Source organism: Lentzea roselyniae (assembly GCF_039537795.1).
Lineage (GTDB): Bacteria > Actinomycetota > Actinomycetes > Mycobacteriales > Pseudonocardiaceae > Lentzea > Lentzea atacamensis.
On record NZ_BAABBE010000003.1, the window covers coordinates 113,426 to 132,260 of the forward strand.

Below are 18,835 nucleotides of genomic sequence, written 5' to 3' on the forward strand. Positions count from 1 at the left end.
AGATCGTTGCTGCACCACGTGGAATTGTGGGTTCCGGACCTCGCTCGCGCCGAAGCCACCTTCGGGTGGTTGTTCACCGAACTCGGCTGGACCGAGCACCAGCGCTGGAACGCGGGCGTCAGCTGGAAACTCGACCGCACCTACGTCGTGGTCGAGCAGTCCCCGGCCCTGACAGGTCCACACGATCGAATGAAAGCGGGCCTCAACCACCTCGCCCTGCACGCGGGCACCCGCGCCGACGTCGACCGGCTCACCGCGCAAGCCCAGCGCAACGGCTGGCAGCTGATGTTCGCCGACAGGCACCCGCACGCCGGCGGCGAGGACCACTACGCCGCCTTCCTGGAGAACGAGGACGGCTTCGAGGTGGAGCTAGTGGCGGGCTGAGTCCTTCTGCGCGAGGAACCCGCCCAGCAGCATCCCGAGCCCGGCCGGTGCCAGCACGAGCAACGCCGTGAACGCCGCCCCGCCCGTCAGCGCCACCCACAGCGCCTCCTGGCCGGTCTGGTCGACCAGCAGTGCCGACCCGATCACGCCCAGCGCACCGGCGAACGGCCCGGCGATCAGCGCGGCGATGAACCACTGCATGCCCGCCGAAGGCAGCTCGCGGAGCCGGTCGACCGCGCCCCAGATGACGGCGGCGGCGACCAGCAACCCGATCGCGATGGGGCGGACCGACGTGGCCTCCGGGCTGCGCACGCCCACGGCCGCCACGCCGGTCTGCACGGCCCCGTGCAGGAGCCCCATCCACAACGCACGGACGAACCAAGGACGCATGCGGACAGCTTAGGACTGGCCGTACGCTGCGAGACATGTCGTCCTACGCCGCTCGCCGCATCGCACTGCGCCAGGAGCTCCAGGCCGCGAGCCTGGACGGGCTGCTCGTCACGAATCTGCTGAACGTCCGTTATCTCACGGGGTTCACCGGATCGAACGCGGCTGTCCTGATCGACGCCGGCGGTGACGACAAGTCGGTGTTCTGCACCGACGGCAGGTATCTCACGCAGTCGGCGAGTCAGGTTCCGGACCTCGAGCGGCTGATCGACCGGCCGTGCGACATCGCGCTGGCGCGCCGGGCCAAGGGCAGGCTCGGGTTCGAGAGCCACCACGTCACGGTCGACGGCCTCGAAGCGCTCACGGGCGCGGCGGAGAAGGCGGAGCTGACCAGGGCAGGCGGCCTGGTCGAGAAGCTGCGGCTGGTCAAGGACGAGGTCGAGATCGAGGCGCTGCGCATGGCGTGCGCGGCGGCGGACCGGGCGCTGGCGGCGTTGATCGGGCACGGCGGGCTGCGTGCGGGCTGCACGGAACGCGAGATCGCGCGCGAGCTGGAGAGCCGCATGCTCGACCACGGCGCGGAAGGACCGTCGTTCTCCTCGATCGTGGCGTTCGGGGCGAACTCCGCGGTGCCGCACCACTCGCCGACGGACGCGGTGCTGCACCAGGGCGACTTCATCAAGCTCGACTTCGGCGCGCTCGTGGACGGCTACCACTCCGACATGACCCGCACGCTCGTGCTCGGCAAGCCCGCCGACTGGCAGCGCGACCTGTACGACCTGGTCGCACGGTCTCAGGCGGCCGGGCGCAACGCCCTCAAGCCCGGGGTGAAGGTGAGTGAGGTCGACCACGCGTCGCGCGAGGTGATCGAGAAGGGCGGGCACGGCGAGGAGTTCCTGCACGGCCTGGGGCACGGGGTCGGGCTGGAGATCCACGAGGCACCGGCGTTGTCGAAGGCGGGTGACGGTACACTTTCGGCCGGTATGGCGGTCACCGTCGAGCCCGGCGTGTACTTGTCGGGGCGGGGCGGAGTCCGCATCGAGGACACCCTCGTGGTGCGCGAAAGCGGGCCGGAGCTCCTCACCCTGACCACGAAGGAACTCGTGGTCGTCTGACACCCCGTCCAATCACAGGAGAAATTCCCCCGTGGCCACCACGAACGACCTGAAGAACGGCCTGGTGCTGAACCTCGACGGCCAGCTCTGGACCGTCACCGCGTTCCAGCACGTCAAGCCCGGCAAGGGTGGCGCCTTCGTGCGCACGACCCTCAAGCACGTGCTGACCGGGAAGGTCGTCGACAAGACCTTCAACGCGGGCACCAAGGTCGACACCGCCACCGTGGACAAGCGCGGCATGACGTTCCTCTACAAGGACGGCGCCGACTTCATCTTCATGGACGGCGACACCTACGACCAGATCCCGGTTCCCGCCGAGACCGTTGGCGACGCCGCCAACTACATGCTGGAGAACCAGGAGGCCGTGGTGGCCGTCCACGAGGGCGTGCCGCTGTTCATCGAGCTCCCGACCTCGGTCGAGCTCGTCATCGAACACACCGACCCCGGCCTGCAGGGCGACCGCTCCACCGGTGGCACCAAGCCCGCCCGCCTCGAGACCGGCGCCGAGATCCAGGTCCCGCTGTTCGTCACGACCGGCGAGAAGATCAAGGTCGACACCCGCGACGGCCGTTACCTCGGCCGCGTCAGCGACAAGTAATGGGCGCTCGCAGCAAGGCCCGCAAGCGCGCGGTCGACTTCCTCTACGAAGCCGACCTGCTCGGCAGCGACCCCGTGACGCTGCTGGCCTCGCGGGTCGGGTCCCCGGACGTGCCGCCGGTGAACGACTACACGGTGACCCTCGTCGAGGGCGTCGCCGCTCACCGCGCGCGCATCGACGACCTCATCTCCGAACACGCCGAGGGCTGGACCCTGCAGCGCATGCCGGCGGTCGACCGCGCGATCCTGCGCCTGGGCCTGTACGAGCTGCTGTGGGCGGCCGACGTGCCGGACGCGGTGGCGATCGACGAGGCCGTGGAGCTCGCCAAGGGCCTGTCCACGGACGACTCGCCGCGCTTCGTGAACGGCGTGCTCGGCCGGATCGCGGTGATCGCGGACCAGCTGCGCGCTGTTCTGTAGTTCTGGACTGCGCAACGGCCGCTCGCTCCTGACCGGGGCGGGCGGCCGTTGCCGTGTTCAGCTTCCGAGCACCAGTCCGGCGAACGACAGTCCGCTCACGGCGTCGGGATCTGTCTCGCCGGAGACCAGCAGCTGCCCGGCCAGTGTCGTGAACAGCCACGCGCGATAGGCGGTCACGCTCCACCGCGCGTCCTCCACCAGCCCGTGGTAGACGTCGTGGCCGACCAGCACGACGACCAGATCGGTCGCGCGGTCGACGCCGAGGCCGGGACGGAGCTCGCCGAGTTCGGCGATCCTGGCCACCATCGCGCGCTGTCCGCTGCGGCGGTCGGTGGTGACGCCGCGCCAGTAGTCGTTCACGGCGGGGTCGGCGGCCGCCGCGGCGCCGACGGCGGGCCACAGCGCGGCCACCCGCTCGTAGATCGCCGTGCCGTGCTCCACGCCGAGAGCGAGTACGCGCTGACCCGAGGTGGCCGACAGCATCTCCCGCACCCAGGCCCGGGCCGGCACGGGCACCGGATGGTCCTCGCCGGCCGCCGTGACCTCGACGACCTCGGCGAGCAGCTGCCCCTTCGTGCGGAACGTGTAGTAGACGGTCTGCACGGCGACACCCGCCTCCGCCGCGATCTGGTCCATCGTCGTCGCGGCGTACCCCTGCCCGACGAACAGCCCTCGTGCCGCGTCGATCATGCGGCGGCGCGTCTGCCTCGCTCGTTCGGCTCTCGTGGGCTTGACCGGTGCCATGGCCGCGATGATACTGAAGCCGTCACTAGTGGAGCCTCTAGTACTGCGAGAACGAGGAGGCCGCCGTGGTCGTCCTGCGCAACTCCGTGCTGATCCGCTGCACACCGGAAGAGGCGTTCGACCACCTCTCCGACCTCCGCGCGGAACTCGAGTGGAACCCCAAGTGCCAGGTGATGGAGAAGATCACCGAGGGCCCGGTCGGCAAGGGCACGAAATACCGCGCCAAGTGGAAGTCCAGCCCGTACGTCGAAGTGGAGATCATCCACTACGACCGCCCGCGCACCTGGACGGCGCACAACGGCGGCCCCATCGAGGTCACCTTCTCCGCCCGCCTCGAACCGGCAGGGCAGGACACGGTGCTCCACGCCGAGTTCACGCCACGGCCGCACGGCTGGTTCCGGCTGATCTTCCCGCTCTTCCTGCTGGTCATCCGCCGTGAGGAGAAGGCGAACATGATCCACCTGCGCACCGCGCTGGAACGTCGCGCGCGGAACCGGCGATGATCGCCGCCAGAGTGGCCGCGATCCTCGCGCTGCTGCCCGCGCTCGGCTTCGGAGTGCCCGCGGTGTACGGCGCCGTGCACCTAGCGCGCCACGGGGAGATCTGGCACCTCATGGGTTTCCCCGCCTACGGAGAGGGACCGTTCGAGAAGATCGGGATCCCCACCACCGTGCCTCTGCTCGCCGGCTTCGCCGTCGTGTGCGGCGCGGAGGTGGTCGCCGCGAGCCTGCTCTGGCGTGGACGACGCTCGGGGAAGACGCTGGCGCTCGCCCTGCTCCCGTTCGAGGCCGCGTACTGGATCGGCTTCGCGCTGCCCGTTCCGCCGGTGTTCGGAGCCGGACGCACGATCGCCGTCCTGCTGGCCCTGAGGTCACGCCGCTAGCGCGCGGCGGACCTCGGCGGCGATCACGCGCAGGTCCAGCGGCCCGGTCGTGTCGACCTCCACGAGCGGGCCGACGCCCAACGGGCGCACCGGTTCTCCCCACAGCTCGGCCTCGGCGCGCTCCAGATCCAGATGGCCCGCGTGGCGACCGGCGGCCCTGGCGTAGTAGCGCTCCCTGGCCACTTCCACCGGTACGACGCACCGCAGCTCGACCACCGGACCCGGCAACGCCGTCACCAGGGGCCGGGTGTAGTCGAACCAGGTGCTGTCCACCACCGCGCCTGGACAGCGACGCGCGATCCGCAGCACCGCGAGAACCGCCGCCCGCCCCAGCCGCCGCGACTCGCTCACCGTGCCCGGCCGCCCGAGCTCGTCGGCCAGGGCCTCCTTGACCTCGTCCTTGGCCAGCACCGGCAATCCCAGCCACGGACCGAGCGCGGTCGCCAGCGTGGTCTTGCCCGACCCGGGCCACCCTCCCACCAATACGAACACCCTGTTGGTTACCCCGTCAGCTGCGCGCCCAGCCTCGCCGCTCACCCTCGTCGATCAGGTGCATGGCCGCCTCGAAGAGCGTTGTCGAGCCCTCGCCGATGACCGCTTTGCGACCGCGTACGTCGTCCGCGGTGACGCCGGGCGTGCGCCAGGTCCCGCCTTTGGCCATCCAGTTGAGCAACAACGGCTGGAGCCGGTCCATGGCTTTCGCGAACCGCGCTTCCGGCGTCGCGCGCGCCTCGAACTCGTCCCACAGCTCCCGCAACTGCCGGCCGGTGTCGCCGGGCAGGATGCCGAACAACCGGTCCGCCGCGGCCTCCTCGCGTTCCTGCTGGCTCTCGCCCATCGCGGTGTCGTAGATCGGGGTGTCGCCCGCGTAGATCTCGACCAGGTCGTGGACGACCACGAGTTTCATCGTGTGGCCGACGTCGATCGGCTCGTCGGCGTACTCGGCGAGAACCATGACCATCAGCGCGAGGTGCCAGGAGTGCTCCGCGTCGTTCTCGCGCCGGTCGGCCGCGGCGAGCGGGGACTGCCGCAGCACCGTTTTCAGCTGGTCGACCTCGATCAGGAACGTGAGGTGGTCGTGCAGCCGGGAGTCCAAACCGGACGGCAGCGGATTGCTGTCTGTGAGGATGGCTTCAGCCTTTCTTTTTCACCCGAACGAGCCAGTATCGTGGACCGGGAACAAGTCCTAGCGTCGGCCGCATGGCCCACAGCACTCCGTCCACCGCATACAGCCGGGACCTCGGCGACGAACTACGGCGTTTGCGCGAGACCCACACGAACCTCAACGGTAATGCCCTGGCTGTCCGGCTCGGCTGGGACCCGAGCAAGGTCTCCAACATCGAGCACGGCAAGGCGCGGCCGAGCGAGATCGACCTCGTCCAGTACCTCACGATGTGCGGCAAGGACATCGACTTCTTCGAGGACTTCAAACGCCGCTACCGCAACGCTTTCGACGAGTACATCGTCCAGGTGCCGGGCAACCTGCGGACGGTGGCGATGGCCGAGTCCACGGCGACGAAGATCTTCAGCTACGACGTGCTGACCGTGTCCGGCCTTCTGCAGACGCCTGGGTACGCCGAAGGCGTGTTCCGCGAGTGTGGATTCGTCGTGGAGGAGCGGATTCCAGAACTCGTGCAGATCCGGACCGACCGCCAGGCTGTCCTGCGGAAGCACAATCGGCCGGATTGCTTGTTCTACATCCATGAGCTAGCGCTACAGCAGCGATTCGGCGACGACCGTGTCATGGAGGATCAGTACCTCCGGCTGCTGTTCAACGTGCGCATGATCCGGCTCGTGCCCGCTGATGTGCCCGCCATCTCGGCAGGACTGATGTTGTGGGAGTTCGACAAGGCGAAGCCCGTCGCCTACAGCGACGCCGATCTCGCGAAGGTGTTCGTGCAGGATCCTGGCGCCATCGCACGGACGAGGCTGATCTTCAATCGCTTGGAGGAGCTCGCCTTGGATGAGGAACAATCGCGGAGGAAGCTGGCGGAGTACGCCGGTCGACCGCGAGAGGAACTCTATGACGCAGGACCGCACCTGGCGTAAAAGCAGCTACAGCGGGGGTACGGAGGACAGTGCCTGCGTCGAGGTCTCGCTCGCCCACGACGCACTCGTCCGCGACTCGAAGAACGTGGCTGGTGAGGTGCTGGCGTTCAGCACCTCGGCCTGGAGCGCGTTCGTGGCAGACCAGCTGCGTTAGGAGTCGAGCACCGCGGCGACCGCCTCGACCTCCACAAGCTGGTCGGGGTACCCCAGCACCGTGACACCCAGCAGAGTGCTCGGGACGTCGTGATCGCCGAACGCCTCCCGGACCACCTCCCACGCGGTCACCAGGTCCTCCCCGCGTGCCGACGCGACGAGCCCCCTCGTGCTGATCACGTCGTGCAGCGACGCACCCGCGTCGGAGAGGGCGATCCGCATGTTGTCGACGGCTTCGCCGCCTGCTCCGCGTAGTCCCCGACCGCTGCCGTGGACCCGTCCTCGTTCAACAGGCACGCCCCGGCGAGGAAGATCAGCCGAGCGTGGCCGGCGCCGTCGCCGCGTAGGCGTAGCCGGCCCTATCGGACAGCGACGACGAGCGGATCAACGTGATGGCCACCGTGAGGACGTTACCGGGCGGCGCCGGCGACGAACTCCTCCCACGTGCGGGTGCCGCGGTCGCCGTCCAGCGTCAGGTTCTGCCCGCCCCGGTACGCCTTCCCGGCCTTGCCCGGCAACCGCACCGGCACCGTCAGCCGCCGCTTGCCCGCGGTGTCCAGGTAGTCCCGCACCAGTTGCCGCAGCTCGAAAACGGCGGGTCCGGCCAGGTCCGGCACGTGTCCTGCAGGCGAACCCAGCGCCAGCTCCACGATCCGCCCGGCCACGTCGCACACGTCGACCGGCTGCAGCCGAAGCCCCGGCACCGGCACGATCGGCAGCTTCGCGAGGCCGCGGACCATGGTCAAGGTCAGGTCGTGGAACTGGGCGGCGCGCAGGATCGTGAACGGGATGCCCGACAACGCGATGGCCTTCTCGCAGGCGAGCTTGGTGCGCAGCCAGGCCAGCGGCACGGTGTCCGCGCCGATCACCGAGATGTAGACGAGGTGGCGGACCCCGGCGCACGCGGCGAGCAGGTTGCGGGTCGCGAGGTCGTCGCCCTTCTGCCCGCCCGCCAGGTGCACGACGACGTCGGCCTCGACGGGCGGGACGTCTCCGGCGAGCAGGTCGCAGGCGATGTCGCCGTGCCTGCTCAGGGTCGTGACGTGAGCACCGGCCGAGCGCAGCGACGGAACGACGTGCTTGCCGAGGGTGCCGGTGCCGCCGGTGACGAGGATCTTCATGATTACCCTCCCGAGTGAGCTGTTGCCCGGTTGACCCGGCGGCGCTCGGGAACGTGACACGGTGTGTGCCAGGCCACAGGGGGAGTTTTGATCGCGCAGTTCGAGCAGGAGCGCACGCGGTTGCGCGCCGTCGCCCACCGGATGCTCGGGTCGTTCGCCGAGGCCGACGACGCGCTGCAGGAGGCGTGGATCAGGGTCGAGAAGGCCGACACCAGCGAGGTCGAGAACCCCCAGGGCTGGCTCACGACCGTTGTCGCGCGGGTCTGCCTGAACATGTTGCGGGCCCGCAGGGACCACGCGTTCGAGATGCCGGACCCGGTGATCGACGTCCACGAGGAGCCCGAGCACCAGGCCGTCGCCAAGGACGAGGTCGGGCTCGCGATGCTCATCGTGCTCGACACGCTCAAGCCCGACGAGCGGCTGGCGTTCGTGCTGCACGACATGTTCGCGGTGCCGTTCGACGACATCGCGCCGTTGATCGACAAGACGCCTGCCGCGGCCAGGCAGCTCGCCAGCCGGGCGCGCAAGCGCGTGCAGGACCGGCCCGCGCCGACCGTCGACCTGCCGAAGCAGCGCGAGGTGGTGAACGCGTTCCTCAAGGCGTCGCGCGAGGGCGACCTGGAGGGCCTCGTGTCGGTGCTGCATCCCGACGTCGTGCTGCGCGCGGGAGACCTCGAGGTCATCGGCGGCCGGACGGTGGCCGGGCGCGCCGGCACGTTCCGCAAGTACGCCTCGATGGCGGAGGTCCAGTTCGCGCTCATCGGCGGCGAGTTCGGCTTCGTCACGCGGGTCGACGGCGTGCTGTTCTCGGCGATGGCCTTCACGGTCCGCGACGACAAGATCGTCGCGATCCACGTCATTCAGGACAAGGAGCAGCTCGCGGCGCTGGTGAGCCACGGTGGGTGAGGTCGTGCTGATGTCGGACGCGCGGATCGCGGCGATTCCCGTCCGGGACTGCGGAGAACCCCTCCGCGACGTCCGGCGGGGCGGGGTGATCGCCGTCGACGAGCGCAAGAGCGATGACGAGGGCGCGTTCGCACATCTGAGGGAAGGTCTGCTGAACCGGCTGATGGACGCCCAGGACCTGCTTCCGCGCGGTGTCCGGCTCCTGTTCGTCGAGGGCTACCGGCCGCCCTCACTGCAGCGCTTCTACTTCGAGCGCTACGCCGACGAGCTGAGGGCCGGTCATCCGGAGTGGTCCGCGGAGCAGGTCGGGGCGGCCGCGAGCAGGTACGTGTCGCCGCCCGAGATCGCCCCGCACAGCGCGGGCTCCGCCGTCGACCTCACGCTCGTCTCCGACGACGGACGGGAGCTCGACCTGGGGACTCGGGTGAACGCCAGTCCCGAGGAGAGCGAGGGTGCCTGTTACACGGAGGCGGAGAACATCGGCCAGGAGGCTCGGGCCAACCGGCGGCTGCTCTCCGGCGTGCTGAGCGGCGCAGGCCTGGTCAACTACCCCACCGAGTGGTGGCACTGGTCCTACGGCGACCGGTACTGGGCGTTCGTCACCGGTGCCGATCACGCGGTCTACGGACCGGTGGACCTCGATCGAGGCCTGGGTGCAGCAGTGGCTCCCTCGCCGTCCCAGGGCGACTAACGGGACGTCGAGGGAGCCACTGCTCCGAACGTGTGACGCTCAGTCTTCCTTGGCGGGACGGGCCTCGGGAGGCAGCACGCCCCAGTCGATGAGCTGCTCGGTGAGCTCACCCGGCGTCATGTCGTAGATGATCGCGAGAGAGCGCAGGTCCTCGGTGCGGATGGAGAGGACCTTGCCGTTGTAGTCACCGCGCTGCGACTGGATCGTCGCGGCGTAGCGGGCCAGCGGGCCGACCTTTTCGACCGGCAGCTGCTGGAGCCGTTCGAGGTTGATCACGATCTTGGTGGCCGGCTCGGCACCCGACGGCACGCGGCCCTCGGGCAGGAGCTCGGCGACGGGAACCCCGTAGAAGTCGGCCAGCTCGGCCAGCTTCTGCACGGTCACCGCGCGGTCGCCGCGCTCGTAGGATCCGACGACCACGGCCTTCCAGCGACCGCCGGACTTCTGCTCGACGCCGTGCAGGGACAGACCCTGCTGCTGGCGGATAGCGCGGAGCTTGGCCCCCAGCGCCTTGGCGTAGTCGCCCATGTGGCGGTTCTCCGTTCATTCGCCCCGTCAGCAGTACGGCGGTGCTGCGGGGAGGCTTAGATCAATACGCAGAGTAATGATTACTCGCCGTGGTCGACAGGTCAAGCTGATCTCAGGACGAGACGCGCCTCACGCGTGCGACACCACTCGGATGGTTGACCGTCCGTAGGTGATACGGTGCAGGTCAGCCCGGCTATAACCGGGTGTCCGACGTCCTTTAAGGACCCGTCCAGTGAGGCGGGGAAGGAGGTCCAGCCGTGGCGTCACGTCAACGTGGCGCGACGGATCCGGCCGGGGATCGCGAGATCCTGTCGGCTGGTGATGTCGCGCGCACTGTCGCCCGAATGGCCCATCAGATCATCGAGAAGACCGCTCTCGATGCACCGAGCGCACCCGACGTCGTCTTGATGGGTATTCCCAGCCGGGGAGCCCCCCTCGCACGCCGTCTGGCCGCTAAGATCGCCGAATTTTCCGGCAGGCAGGTGCTCGAAGGCACTCTGGACATCACGCTCTACCGCGACGACCTGCGCAGAGGCCCGACCAGGCCGCTGGAGACGACGAAGCTGCCCGAGGGTGGCATCGACGACAAGCTCGTCGTGCTCGTGGACGACGTCCTGTTCTCCGGCCGCACCATCCGCGCCGCGCTCGACGCGCTGCGGGACCACGGTCGTCCGCGCGCCGTGCAGCTCGCCGTGCTGGTCGACCGCGGGCACCGCGAACTGCCGATCCGCGCGGACTACGTCGGCAAGAACCTGCCCACGTCCAAGACCGAGGACGTCGTCGTGATGCTGGACGAGTTCGACGGCCGCGACGGAGTGGTGCTGAAGTGAAGCACCTGCTCTCCACCGACGGTCTCGACCGCGACCAGGCCATCGCGATCCTCGACACCGCCGACCGCCTCAAGCAGGCGCTGCTCGGCCGCGAGGTCCGCAAGCTGCCGACGCTGCGCGGCCGCACGGTGATCACGATGTTCTACGAGAACAGCACGCGCACCCGCGTGAGCTTCGAGATCGCCGGCAAGTGGATGTCCGCGGACGTGATCAACGTCAGCAGCTCCGGGTCCAGCGTCAGCAAGGGCGAGTCGCTCAGGGACACCGCGCTGACCCTGCAGGCCGCCGGCGCGGACTGCGTGATCGTGCGGCACCCGGCGTCCGGCGCCGCCCACCGGCTCGCGGGCTGGCTCAAGCACACCAGCACGTCCGTGGTGAACGCGGGCGACGGCATGCACGAGCACCCCACGCAGGCGCTGCTCGACGCCGCCACGTTGCGCGACCGGCTGGGCAGCCTCGACGGCCGCCGCGTCGCGATCGTCGGCGACGTCCTGCACAGCCGGGTCGCGCGGTCGAACGTGCACCTGCTCACCACGCTCGGTGCCGAGGTCACGCTCGTCGCGCCGCCCACGCTCCTGCCGACCGGTGTGGAGAAGTGGCCGGTCACGGTCTCGCACGAGATCGACGCCGAGCTCGCGTCGCAGGACGCCGTCATGATGCTCAGGGTCCAGGCCGAGCGGATGCACGGCGGGTTCTTCCCGAGCTCGCGCGAGTACTCGATCGCCTACGGCCTCAACGAGCGCCGCCTGAAGCTGCTGCCAGAGCACGCCGTCGTGCTGCACCCCGGCCCGATGCTGCGCGGCATGGAGATCGCCTCCGTCGTCGCCGACAGCCCGCAGGCCGCCATCACCGAGCAGGTCCGCAACGGTGTCCACGTGCGCATGGCCGTGCTTTACCACCTGCTTGCCCACGAGGAGGAAAACGCGTGAAGCCCTTGCTGATCAAGGGAGTTAGGCCCTACGGCGAGGGGGAACCGATCGATCTGCTGATCCGCGACGGCGTGATCGCAGAAGGTACGGACGACAACGCCGAAGTGATCGAGGGCAACGGAGCGGTCCTGCTGCCCGGATTCGTCGACCTGCACACCCATCTGCGCGAGCCCGGCCGCGAGGACACCGAGACCATCGAGACGGGCTCCAAAGCGGCCGCTCTCGGTGGCTACACGGCGGTTTTCGCGATGGCCAACACCGACCCGGTCGCCGACAACGCGGTGATCGTCGAGCACGTCGCCCGCCGCGGCAAGGAGGTCGGCCTCGTCGACGTCCACCCGGTCGGCGCCGTCACCGTCGGCCTCAAGGGCGAGAAGCTCGCCGAGCTCGGCACGATGGCGAACTCCAAGGCCAACGTGAAGGTCTTCTCCGACGACGGCCTCTGCGTGCACGACCCGTTGATCATGCGCCGCGCTCTCGAGTACTCGAAGGCCCTGGGCGCCGTCATCGCCCAGCACGCCGAGGAGCCGCGCCTCACCATCGGCGCCCAGGCGCACGAGGGCGAGAACGCGTCCCGCCTCGGCCTGCAGGGCTGGCCCGCGGCCGCCGAGGAGTCGATCGTCGCCCGCGACTGCATCCTCGCGAAGCAGGTCGACGCGAAGCTGCACGTCTGCCACGTCAGCACCACCGGCACGGCCGACGTCCTCAGGTGGGCCAAGGCGCGCGGTACCAAGGTCTCCGCCGAGGTCACCCCGCACCACCTGATCCTGACCGACGACCGGCTGAGCACCTACGACCCGGTCAACAAGGTCAACCCGCCGCTGCGCACGCAGGCCGACGTCGACGCGCTGCGGCAGGCACTGGCCGACGGCACCATCGACTGCGTCGCCACGGACCACGCCCCGCACGCGATCCAGGACAAGGACTGCGAGTGGTCGGCGGCCAGGCCGGGCATGCTCGGACTGCAGACCGCGCTCGGCATCGTCGTCGAGACGATGGTGAAGACCGGACTGCTGGACTGGCGCGGCGTCGCACGGGTCATGAGCGAGAGGCCCGCCGAGATCGCGGGTCTCACCGACCAGGGCCGCCCGATCGCGGCCGGTGAGCCCGCGAACCTCGTACTGGTCGACCCGGACGCGACGTGGACCGTGAACGGCGCGGAGCTCGCGAGCGTCGCGGGCAACACCCCGTTCGAGGGCATGGAACTGCCCGGCGCGGTGACGGCGACCATCTTGCGTGGCCGGGTCACCGCTCTGGCGGGAAGGATTGCGGAATGACCCGCGTACTGCTCTCGCTGGCGGTTCTCCTGTTCTTCGCGCTGTGCGTGTACGGCATGTGGCACGGCTGGAAGCGGCGCCAGGCGAAGCAGGCCGGCCTGCCCGCGTTCCCGGCGCGACCGGAGACCCTGGGCGCGCCGAGGCTCTCGACCACGGGCGTCTACATCGGAACGACGAACGCGGGCAACTGGCAGGACCGCATCCAGGTCGGCGACATCGGCCACCGCGCGGAGGCCATGCTGAGCCTGGTGCCGGAAGGCATCGCGATCGACCGGACCGGCGCGTCGCCGATCTTCATCCCCGCAGAGGCCGTCCGGGACGCCCGCACCGACCGCGGGCTCGCCGGGAAGGTCATGTTCAGCGAAGAGGGACTGCTGGTGGTCCGGTGGGAGAACCAGGGCCACCTCTTCGACACCGGTTTCCGCGGTGACGACAAGGACGTTTACGAGGAATGGGTAGCAGCTCTAGTGGGAGGCAAGGCGTGACGAACGCGGCATTGGTGCTGGAAGACGGACGTGTCTTCCGCGGTGAGGCGTACGGAGCGACAGGCGTCTCGCTCGGCGAGGTCGTGTTCTCCACGGCCATGACCGGCTACCAGGAGACCCTGACCGACCCGTCCTACCACCGCCAGATCGTGGTGCAGACCGCGCCGCAGATCGGCAACACCGGCTGGAACGACGAGGACGACGAGTCGTCGAGGATCTGGGTCGCGGGCTACGTCGTCCGCGACCCCGCGCGAACCCCGTCGAACTGGCGGTCCAAGCGCGGCCTGGACGAGGAGCTCGCGAAGCAGGGCGTCGTCGGCATCGCGGGCATCGACACCCGCACGCTGACCCGCCACATCCGCGAGCAGGGTGCCATGCGGGCCGGTGTCTTCTCCGGCGGTGACCTCACCGACGACGCGTCGATGGTCGAGCAGGTCAAGACCAGCGCGCAGATGCTGGGCGCGAACCTCGCCGTCGACGTCACCACGGACAAGCCGTACGTGGTGGAGGCCATCGGCGAGAAGAAGTTCACCGTCGCGGCGCTCGACCTGGGCATCAAGTCGAACACCCCGCGGATGATGGCGGCGCGCGGCATCGAGGTGCACGTGCTGCCGCTGACGAGCACCTTCGAGGACATCCTCGCGGTCAGCCCGGACGGCCTGTTCCTGAGCAACGGTCCCGGTGACCCGGCCACCCAGGACCACGCGATCGCGCTCACCAAGGAGGCGCTGGGCCGCAAGCTGCCGCTGTTCGGCATCTGCTTCGGCAACCAGATCCTCGGCCGCGCGCTCGGCCGCGGGACGTACAAGATGCGCTACGGCCACCGCGGCATCAACATCCCGGTGATCGACGTGGCCACCGGCAAGGTCGCCATCACCTCGCAGAACCACGGGTTCGCGCTGGAGGGCACGCCGGGCGAGGAGTTCTCCTCCGAGTTCGGCCGCGCCGTGCTGTCCCACTACTGCCCCAACGACGGCACCGTCGAGGGCGTCCGGTTGCTCGACGCGCCGGCGTTCTCCGTGCAGTACCACCCCGAGGCCGCGGCAGGTCCCCACGACGCCGCGCCCCTGTTCGACGAGTTCGTGACGCTGATGAATGAGGCCCGCTGATGCCGAAGAGGACCGATCTCAAGCACATTCTCGTCATCGGCTCCGGCCCGATCGTCATCGGTCAGGCGTGCGAGTTCGACTACTCCGGCACCCAGGCGTGCCGGGTGCTGCGGGAGGAGGGCATCAGGGTCAGCCTGGTGAACTCCAACCCGGCGACGATCATGACCGACCCCGAGTTCGCCGACGCCACCTACATCGAGCCGATCACGGCCGAGTTCGTGGAGAAGGTCATCGCGCAGGAACGCCCGGACGCCGTCCTCGCGACCCTGGGTGGCCAGACCGCGCTGAACACCGCCATCGCGCTGCACGAGCGCGGTGTGCTGGAGAAGTACCACGTCGAGCTGATCGGTGCCGACATCGACGCGATCCAGCGCGGTGAGGACCGGCAGATGTTCAAGGACATCGTGCGCAAGATCGGCGCCGACGTCCCGCGTTCGGCCGTCTGCAAGTCGATGGACGAGGTCCGCGCGACGGTCGCCGAGCTTGGCCTGCCGGTCGTCATCCGCCCCTCGTTCACCATGGGCGGCCTGGGTTCGGGCATGGCGCACACTCCCGACGAGCTGGAGCGTCTGGCGTCCATCGGTCTCGAGGAATCTCCGGTCACCGAGGTGCTCATCGAGGAGAGCGTGCTCGGGTGGAAGGAGTACGAGCTCGAGCTCATGCGCGACCGCAACGACAACGTGGTCGTCATCTGCTCGATCGAGAACATCGACCCGATGGGCGTGCACACCGGTGACTCGGTGACGGTCGCGCCCGCGATGACGCTGACCGACCGCGAGTACCAGCACATGCGCGACGTCGGCATCAAGGTCATCCGCGAGGTCGGCGTCGACACCGGTGGCTGCAACATCCAGTTCGCGATCCACCCGCAGAACGGCCGCATGGTCGTCATCGAGATGAACCCGCGGGTGTCGCGCTCTTCGGCGCTGGCGTCCAAGGCAACCGGTTTCCCGATCGCCAAGATCGCCGCGAAGCTCGCCATCGGCTACACGCTCGACGAGATCACCAACGACATCACGGGGGAGACCCCGGCGTCGTTCGAGCCGACGCTCGACTACGTCGTGGTGAAGGCGCCGCGGTTCGCGTTCGAGAAGTTCCCCGGCGCGGATCCCACGCTGACGACCACGATGAAGTCGGTCGGCGAGGCCATGTCCATCGGCCGGAACTTCGTTGAGGCGCTGGGTAAGGCGCTGCGTTCGCTGGAAACGAAATCGGTCGGTTTCTGGACTCAGCCGGACCCGGAGGGCGTTACGCTCGAATCGGTCCTGGCACAGTTGGAACGCGGTCACGATGGCCGCCTGTACACGGTCGAGCGTGCTCTCCGCCTCGGTGCGTCCATTGAGGACGTCCACCGCGCGTCGGGGATCGACCCGTGGTTCATCGAGCAGATCGCCTGGCTCGGCACGTTGCGCACGGAGCTGCTGGACGCTCCCGTGCTGGACGAGCCGTTGCTGCGCAAGGCGAAGCGAGCTGGTCTGTCCGACCGGCAGATCTCCGTGCTGCGGCCGGAGCTCGCCGGTGAGGACGGCGTGCGCACGCTGCGGCACCGTCTGGGCGTGCGGCCGGTCTACAAGACGGTCGACACGTGCGCGGCGGAGTTCAAGTCCGAGACGCCGTACCACTACTCCGCGTACGAGCTGGACCCGAACGCCGAGTCCGAGGTGGCCGAGCAGCGGGAGAAGCCGAAGGTGCTGATCCTGGGCTCCGGGCCGAACCGCATCGGGCAGGGCATCGAGTTCGACTACTCGTGCGTGCACGCGGCGATGGCGTTGCGGGAGGCCGGGTACGAGACCGTCATGGTCAACTGCAACCCGGAGACCGTGTCGACGGACTACGACACCTCCGACCGCCTGTACTTCGAGCCGCTGACGTTCGAGGACGTGCTGGAGGTCGTGCACTCGGAGCAGGCCTCCGGTGAGGTCGCGGGCGTGATCGTGCAGCTCGGCGGCCAGACGCCGCTGGGTCTGGCGCAGCGCCTGGCCGACGCCGGCGTGCCCGTCGTCGGGACGACGCCCGAGGCGATCCACCTCGCCGAGGACCGCGGCCAGTTCGGCAAGGTGCTGACCGAGGCCGGTCTGCCCGCGCCGAAGTTCGGTACGGCCACGTCGTTCGACGAGGCGAAGGAGATCGCGGACGAGATCGGTTACCCGGTCCTCGTGCGGCCCTCCTACGTGCTCGGCGGGCGCGGCATGGAGATCGTGTACGACGAGGAGTCGCTGTCGGGCTACATCGCCCGCGCGACCGAGGTGACGCCCGAGCACCCGGTGCTGGTCGACCGGTTCCTCGACGACGCCATCGAGATCGACGTCGACGCGCTGTGCGACGGCGACGAGGTGTTCATCGGCGGCGTGATGGAGCACATCGAAGAAGCCGGTGTGCACTCCGGCGACTCGTCGTGCGCGCTGCCGCCGATCACGCTCGGCGCGTCGGACATCGAGAACGTCCGCCGCTCCACCGAGGCCATCGCCCGCGGCGTCGGCGTGAAGGGCCTGCTGAACGTCCAGTACGCGCTCAAGGACGACGTGCTGTACGTCCTGGAGGCAAACCCGCGTGCGTCGCGCACGGTGCCGTTCGTGTCCAAGGCGACGGCTGTCTCGATGGCCAAGGCCGCCTCTCGGGTCATGCTCGGCGCCACGATCGCGGAGCTGCGCGAGGAGGGCCTGCTGCCGGCCACCGGTGACGGTGCCCGGCTGCCGGAGCACGCGCCGGTCGCGGTCAAGGAGGCGGTCATGCAGTTCCACCGCTTCCGCACGCCGGAAGGCCACGGCGTCGACTCGCTGCTGGGGCCGGAGATGAAGTCCACCGGCGAGGTCATGGGCATCGACTCGTCGTTCGGCAAGGCGTTCGCGAAGTCGCAGACGGCCTCCTACGGCTCGCTGCCTACCTCGGGCAAGGTGTTCGTGTCGTTCGCGAACCGCGACAAGCGCGCGATGATCTTCCCGGTGAAGCGCCTGGCGGACCTGGGCTTCCAGATCCTCGCCACGTCCGGCACCGCGGAGGTGCTCAAGCGCAACGGGATCGCGTGCACCGAGGTGCGCAAGCACTTCGAGGGCGAGGGCAACGTCGTCGACATGATCCTGGCCGGCGAGATCGACATGATCTTCAACACGCCGTACGGCAACAGCGGCCCGCGCGTGGACGGCTACGAGATCCGCACCGCCGCCGTGGCGAAGGACATCCCGTGCGTCACCACCATCCAGGGCGCTGCCGCGGCCGTGCACGGCATCGAGGCGCTCATCCGCGGTGACATCGGGGTGCAGCCGCTGCAGGCGCTCCAGGCGGCGCTGAGGGAGGGCGTGTGACCTTCGGCGAAAAACTGGCGAAAGCCGTTGCGGCGCACGGACCCCTGTGCGTCGGCATCGACCCGCACCCGAGCCTGCTGGACGCCTGGGGCCTCTCGCGGACCGCGGAGGGCCTCGAACGGTTCGCTCTGACGGCCGCGGAGGCGTTCGGCGGCAAGGTGGCGATGGTCAAGCCCCAGGCGGCGTTCTTCGAGGCCTACGGGTCACGTGGCGTCGCCGTGCTCGAACGGGTGATCTCGGAGCTGCGCGACTCGGGCACGCTGGTGCTCGTGGACGCCAAGCGCGGCGACATCGGCTCGACCATGGCCGCCTACGCCGAGGCGTACCTGGGCGACGGATCGCCGCTGGCAGGAGACGCGGTGACGCTGTCTCCGTTCCTCGGCTTCGGGTCGCTGCAGCCAGCACTGGACACGGCGCGGGCGACCGGCCGCGGGGTCTTCGTGCTCGCGCTGACGTCGAACCCGGAGGGTGCCGAGGTCCAGCGCGCGGTTGCTCCGGACGGGCGAACGGTGGCGCAGACGATCATCGATTTCGCCGCGGCTCGGAATTCCGGCATTTCCCCGTGCGGCGATGTTGGTCTCGTCGTGGGTGCCACGATCGGGGAAACGGATGTGGACCTCGCGGGGTTCAACGGACCGATCCTGGCCCCCGGTTTCGGTGCTCAGGGCGGCTCGGTGGCCGATCTAAAACGGCTCTTCGGCCCCGACATGCGCAACGTTTTGCCGACTTCTTCACGAGATGTTCTCAGGCATGGGCCGGACGTATCGTCGCTGGTCAGCGCCGTGCAGAGGGTTCAAGAGGGCCTCTGACGGGCGGGCGCGCCACAACTTTTGGGGTGTGGCGCGCTCACCTGGGGAAACATGTGTTGGTAGGGTCCAGCCCACCGGCTGCCCCGCTGGTCACCGGCTTCATAGCACACCTCTGG

At 69.2% G+C, this 18,835-nt stretch carries 24 protein-coding genes; 17 read left to right on the top strand and 7 right to left on the bottom strand.

Translation table 11 applies throughout. The features are described from left to right. The first annotated feature begins 18 nt into the window (after positions 1 to 18). Positions 19 to 384, top strand: a complete 366-nt coding sequence (locus ABFX45_RS05925) for a VOC family protein (RefSeq protein WP_267900120.1) — start codon at positions 19 to 21, stop codon at positions 382 to 384. On the opposite strand, the gene ABFX45_RS05930 is transcribed toward ABFX45_RS05925, so the two are convergent. Beyond that, complete coding sequence (locus ABFX45_RS05930) at positions 370 to 774, bottom strand: B-4DMT family transporter (RefSeq protein ID WP_146231871.1); 405 nt, start codon at positions 772 to 774, stop codon at positions 370 to 372. The genes ABFX45_RS05925 and ABFX45_RS05930 overlap by 15 nt on opposite strands. Positions 775 to 809: 35 nt before the next feature. On the opposite strand from ABFX45_RS05930, the gene ABFX45_RS05935 reads away from it, so the two are divergent. From ABFX45_RS05935 to nusB, 3 genes are read left to right on the top strand one after another with little or no spacing between them, the layout of a single operon-like run. Beyond that, positions 810 to 1,886 carry a M24 family metallopeptidase gene (locus ABFX45_RS05935; protein ID WP_346128197.1) on the top strand — a complete coding sequence of 359 codons (1,077 nt, stop codon included), beginning with the start codon at positions 810 to 812 and terminating at the stop codon, positions 1,884 to 1,886. Between the two features lie 31 nt (positions 1,887 to 1,917). Further along, positions 1,918 to 2,484 carry an elongation factor P gene (efp, locus tag ABFX45_RS05940; RefSeq protein WP_109641657.1) on the top strand — a complete coding sequence of 189 codons (567 nt, stop codon included), beginning with the start codon at positions 1,918 to 1,920 and terminating at the stop codon, positions 2,482 to 2,484. Continuing rightward, positions 2,484 to 2,903, top strand: a complete 420-nt coding sequence (gene nusB / locus ABFX45_RS05945; protein WP_109641656.1) for a transcription antitermination factor NusB — start codon at positions 2,484 to 2,486, stop codon at positions 2,901 to 2,903. The genes efp and nusB overlap by 1 nt, the downstream gene beginning before the upstream one ends. A 57-nt stretch (positions 2,904 to 2,960) precedes the next feature. Here nusB and ABFX45_RS05950 read toward each other — a convergent pair whose 3' ends face one another. Further along, the gene (locus tag ABFX45_RS05950) at positions 2,961 to 3,647 is read right to left on the bottom strand and encodes a TetR/AcrR family transcriptional regulator (RefSeq protein ID WP_109641655.1); all 687 of its coding nucleotides are present in this window, start codon (positions 3,645 to 3,647) and stop codon (positions 2,961 to 2,963) included. A 65-nt stretch (positions 3,648 to 3,712) separates the two neighbouring features. Here ABFX45_RS05950 and ABFX45_RS05955 point away from each other — a divergent pair, with 65 nt between their 5' ends. Together ABFX45_RS05955 and ABFX45_RS05960 are read left to right on the top strand one after the other, a co-directional pair. Next, on the top strand, positions 3,713 to 4,150 hold the full coding sequence (locus ABFX45_RS05955) for an SRPBCC family protein (RefSeq protein ID WP_346128200.1): 438 nt from the start codon (positions 3,713 to 3,715) through the stop codon (positions 4,148 to 4,150). Beyond that, on the top strand, positions 4,147 to 4,530 hold the full coding sequence (locus ABFX45_RS05960) for a hypothetical protein (RefSeq protein ID WP_109641653.1): 384 nt from the start codon (positions 4,147 to 4,149) through the stop codon (positions 4,528 to 4,530). Before ABFX45_RS05955 ends, ABFX45_RS05960 begins: the two co-directional genes overlap by 4 nt. Here the strand turns inward: ABFX45_RS05960 and ABFX45_RS05965 are convergent. Next, the gene (locus ABFX45_RS05965; RefSeq protein ID WP_346128203.1) at positions 4,519 to 5,010 is read right to left on the bottom strand and encodes a P-loop nucleotide/nucleoside kinase family protein; all 492 of its coding nucleotides are present in this window, start codon (positions 5,008 to 5,010) and stop codon (positions 4,519 to 4,521) included. The two genes, ABFX45_RS05960 and ABFX45_RS05965, sit on opposite strands and share 12 nt — an antisense overlap. Positions 5,011 to 5,038: 28 nt before the next feature. Continuing rightward, the gene (locus ABFX45_RS05970; RefSeq protein WP_233440214.1) at positions 5,039 to 5,626 is read right to left on the bottom strand and encodes an HD domain-containing protein; all 588 of its coding nucleotides are present in this window, start codon (positions 5,624 to 5,626) and stop codon (positions 5,039 to 5,041) included. A gap of 104 nt (positions 5,627 to 5,730) precedes the next feature. Between ABFX45_RS05970 and ABFX45_RS05975 the strand changes: the two genes are divergently transcribed. After that, the gene (locus tag ABFX45_RS05975; RefSeq protein ID WP_346128206.1) at positions 5,731 to 6,579 is read left to right on the top strand and encodes a helix-turn-helix domain-containing protein; all 849 of its coding nucleotides are present in this window, start codon (positions 5,731 to 5,733) and stop codon (positions 6,577 to 6,579) included. Further along, on the top strand, positions 6,554 to 6,733 hold the full coding sequence (locus tag ABFX45_RS05980; protein WP_346128208.1) for a DUF397 domain-containing protein: 180 nt from the start codon (positions 6,554 to 6,556) through the stop codon (positions 6,731 to 6,733). The genes ABFX45_RS05975 and ABFX45_RS05980 overlap by 26 nt, the downstream gene beginning before the upstream one ends. Here the strand turns inward: ABFX45_RS05980 and ABFX45_RS05985 are convergent. Both ABFX45_RS05985 and ABFX45_RS05990 read right to left on the bottom strand, forming a co-directional pair. Then, complete coding sequence (locus tag ABFX45_RS05985; RefSeq protein ID WP_346128210.1) at positions 6,730 to 6,954, bottom strand: RidA family protein; 225 nt, start codon at positions 6,952 to 6,954, stop codon at positions 6,730 to 6,732. The two genes, ABFX45_RS05980 and ABFX45_RS05985, sit on opposite strands and share 4 nt — an antisense overlap. A gap of 188 nt (positions 6,955 to 7,142) precedes the next feature. Continuing rightward, positions 7,143 to 7,853, bottom strand: a complete 711-nt coding sequence (locus tag ABFX45_RS05990; RefSeq protein ID WP_346128212.1) for an SDR family oxidoreductase — start codon at positions 7,851 to 7,853, stop codon at positions 7,143 to 7,145. Between the two features lie 87 nt (positions 7,854 to 7,940). Here ABFX45_RS05990 and ABFX45_RS05995 point away from each other — a divergent pair, with 87 nt between their 5' ends. Together ABFX45_RS05995 and ABFX45_RS06000 are read left to right on the top strand one after the other, a co-directional pair. Further along, entirely contained in the window at positions 7,941 to 8,759 is an 819-nt protein-coding gene (locus ABFX45_RS05995; protein WP_346128214.1) for a sigma-70 family RNA polymerase sigma factor, read from the top strand. Next, a complete protein-coding gene (locus tag ABFX45_RS06000) occupies positions 8,752 to 9,450 on the top strand; it encodes a M15 family metallopeptidase (RefSeq protein ID WP_346128216.1) in 699 nt (232 codons plus the stop codon). The genes ABFX45_RS05995 and ABFX45_RS06000 overlap by 8 nt, the downstream gene beginning before the upstream one ends. A 39-nt stretch (positions 9,451 to 9,489) precedes the next feature. Here the strand turns inward: ABFX45_RS06000 and bldD are convergent, their stop codons facing one another. Next, positions 9,490 to 9,978 carry a transcriptional regulator BldD gene (gene bldD, locus ABFX45_RS06005; protein WP_030471611.1) on the bottom strand — a complete coding sequence of 163 codons (489 nt, stop codon included), beginning with the start codon at positions 9,976 to 9,978 and terminating at the stop codon, positions 9,490 to 9,492. 257 nt (positions 9,979 to 10,235) lie between these two features. Here bldD and pyrR point away from each other — a divergent pair, with 257 nt between their 5' ends. The 7 genes from pyrR to pyrF are packed head-to-tail and all read left to right on the top strand — an operon-like array spanning position 10,236 to position 18,719. Then, positions 10,236 to 10,808 (top strand): bifunctional pyr operon transcriptional regulator/uracil phosphoribosyltransferase PyrR, encoded by a 573-nt coding sequence (gene pyrR / locus ABFX45_RS06010; RefSeq protein WP_109640352.1) that lies wholly within the window; start codon positions 10,236 to 10,238, stop codon positions 10,806 to 10,808. Further along, positions 10,805 to 11,737: an aspartate carbamoyltransferase catalytic subunit gene (locus ABFX45_RS06015; RefSeq protein WP_109640351.1), complete on the top strand. Its 933-nt coding sequence runs from the start codon at positions 10,805 to 10,807 to the stop codon at positions 11,735 to 11,737. The genes pyrR and ABFX45_RS06015 overlap by 4 nt, the downstream gene beginning before the upstream one ends. Continuing rightward, positions 11,734 to 13,014 carry a dihydroorotase gene (locus tag ABFX45_RS06020; RefSeq protein ID WP_109640350.1) on the top strand — a complete coding sequence of 427 codons (1,281 nt, stop codon included), beginning with the start codon at positions 11,734 to 11,736 and terminating at the stop codon, positions 13,012 to 13,014. Before ABFX45_RS06015 ends, ABFX45_RS06020 begins: the two co-directional genes overlap by 4 nt. Continuing rightward, on the top strand, positions 13,011 to 13,499 hold the full coding sequence (locus ABFX45_RS06025; protein WP_346128220.1) for a PH-like domain-containing protein: 489 nt from the start codon (positions 13,011 to 13,013) through the stop codon (positions 13,497 to 13,499). Before ABFX45_RS06020 ends, ABFX45_RS06025 begins: the two co-directional genes overlap by 4 nt. Beyond that, positions 13,466 to 14,608 carry a glutamine-hydrolyzing carbamoyl-phosphate synthase small subunit gene (gene carA / locus ABFX45_RS06030; RefSeq protein WP_109640348.1) on the top strand — a complete coding sequence of 381 codons (1,143 nt, stop codon included), beginning with the start codon at positions 13,466 to 13,468 and terminating at the stop codon, positions 14,606 to 14,608. Before ABFX45_RS06025 ends, carA begins: the two co-directional genes overlap by 34 nt. Continuing rightward, a complete protein-coding gene (gene carB, locus ABFX45_RS06035; RefSeq protein ID WP_346128223.1) occupies positions 14,608 to 17,910 on the top strand; it encodes a carbamoyl-phosphate synthase large subunit in 3,303 nt (1,100 codons plus the stop codon). The genes carA and carB overlap by 1 nt, the downstream gene beginning before the upstream one ends. Further along, entirely contained in the window at positions 17,907 to 18,719 is an 813-nt protein-coding gene (gene pyrF, locus ABFX45_RS06040; RefSeq protein WP_109640346.1) for an orotidine-5'-phosphate decarboxylase, read from the top strand. Before carB ends, pyrF begins: the two co-directional genes overlap by 4 nt. The last annotated feature ends 116 nt before the right edge of the window (positions 18,720 to 18,835 follow it).

Bases quoted from the DNA above. Each gene is read 5' to 3' on its own strand.
- ABFX45_RS05930 (WP_146231871.1), bottom strand. From the start codon at position 774: ATGCGTCCTTGGTTCGTCCGTGCGTTGTGGATGGGGCTCCTGCACGGG.
- ABFX45_RS05935 (WP_346128197.1), top strand. From the start codon at position 810: ATGTCGTCCTACGCCGCTCGCCGCATCGCACTGCGCCAGGAGCTCCAG.
- nusB (WP_109641656.1), top strand. From the start codon at position 2,484: ATGGGCGCTCGCAGCAAGGCCCGCAAGCGCGCGGTCGACTTCCTCTAC.
- ABFX45_RS05950 (WP_109641655.1), bottom strand. From the start codon at position 3,647: ATGGCACCGGTCAAGCCCACGAGAGCCGAACGAGCGAGGCAGACGCGC.
- ABFX45_RS05960 (WP_109641653.1), top strand. From the start codon at position 4,147: ATGATCGCCGCCAGAGTGGCCGCGATCCTCGCGCTGCTGCCCGCGCTC.
- ABFX45_RS05975 (WP_346128206.1), top strand. From the start codon at position 5,731: ATGGCCCACAGCACTCCGTCCACCGCATACAGCCGGGACCTCGGCGAC.
- ABFX45_RS05980 (WP_346128208.1), top strand. From the start codon at position 6,554: ATGACGCAGGACCGCACCTGGCGTAAAAGCAGCTACAGCGGGGGTACG.
- ABFX45_RS05985 (WP_346128210.1), bottom strand. From the start codon at position 6,954: ATGCGGATCGCCCTCTCCGACGCGGGTGCGTCGCTGCACGACGTGATC.
- ABFX45_RS05990 (WP_346128212.1), bottom strand. From the start codon at position 7,853: ATGAAGATCCTCGTCACCGGCGGCACCGGCACCCTCGGCAAGCACGTC.
- bldD (WP_030471611.1), bottom strand. From the start codon at position 9,978: ATGGGCGACTACGCCAAGGCGCTGGGGGCCAAGCTCCGCGCTATCCGC.
- ABFX45_RS06025 (WP_346128220.1), top strand. From the start codon at position 13,011: ATGACCCGCGTACTGCTCTCGCTGGCGGTTCTCCTGTTCTTCGCGCTG.
- carA (WP_109640348.1), top strand. From the start codon at position 13,466: ATGGGTAGCAGCTCTAGTGGGAGGCAAGGCGTGACGAACGCGGCATTG.
- carB (WP_346128223.1), top strand. From the start codon at position 14,608: ATGCCGAAGAGGACCGATCTCAAGCACATTCTCGTCATCGGCTCCGGC.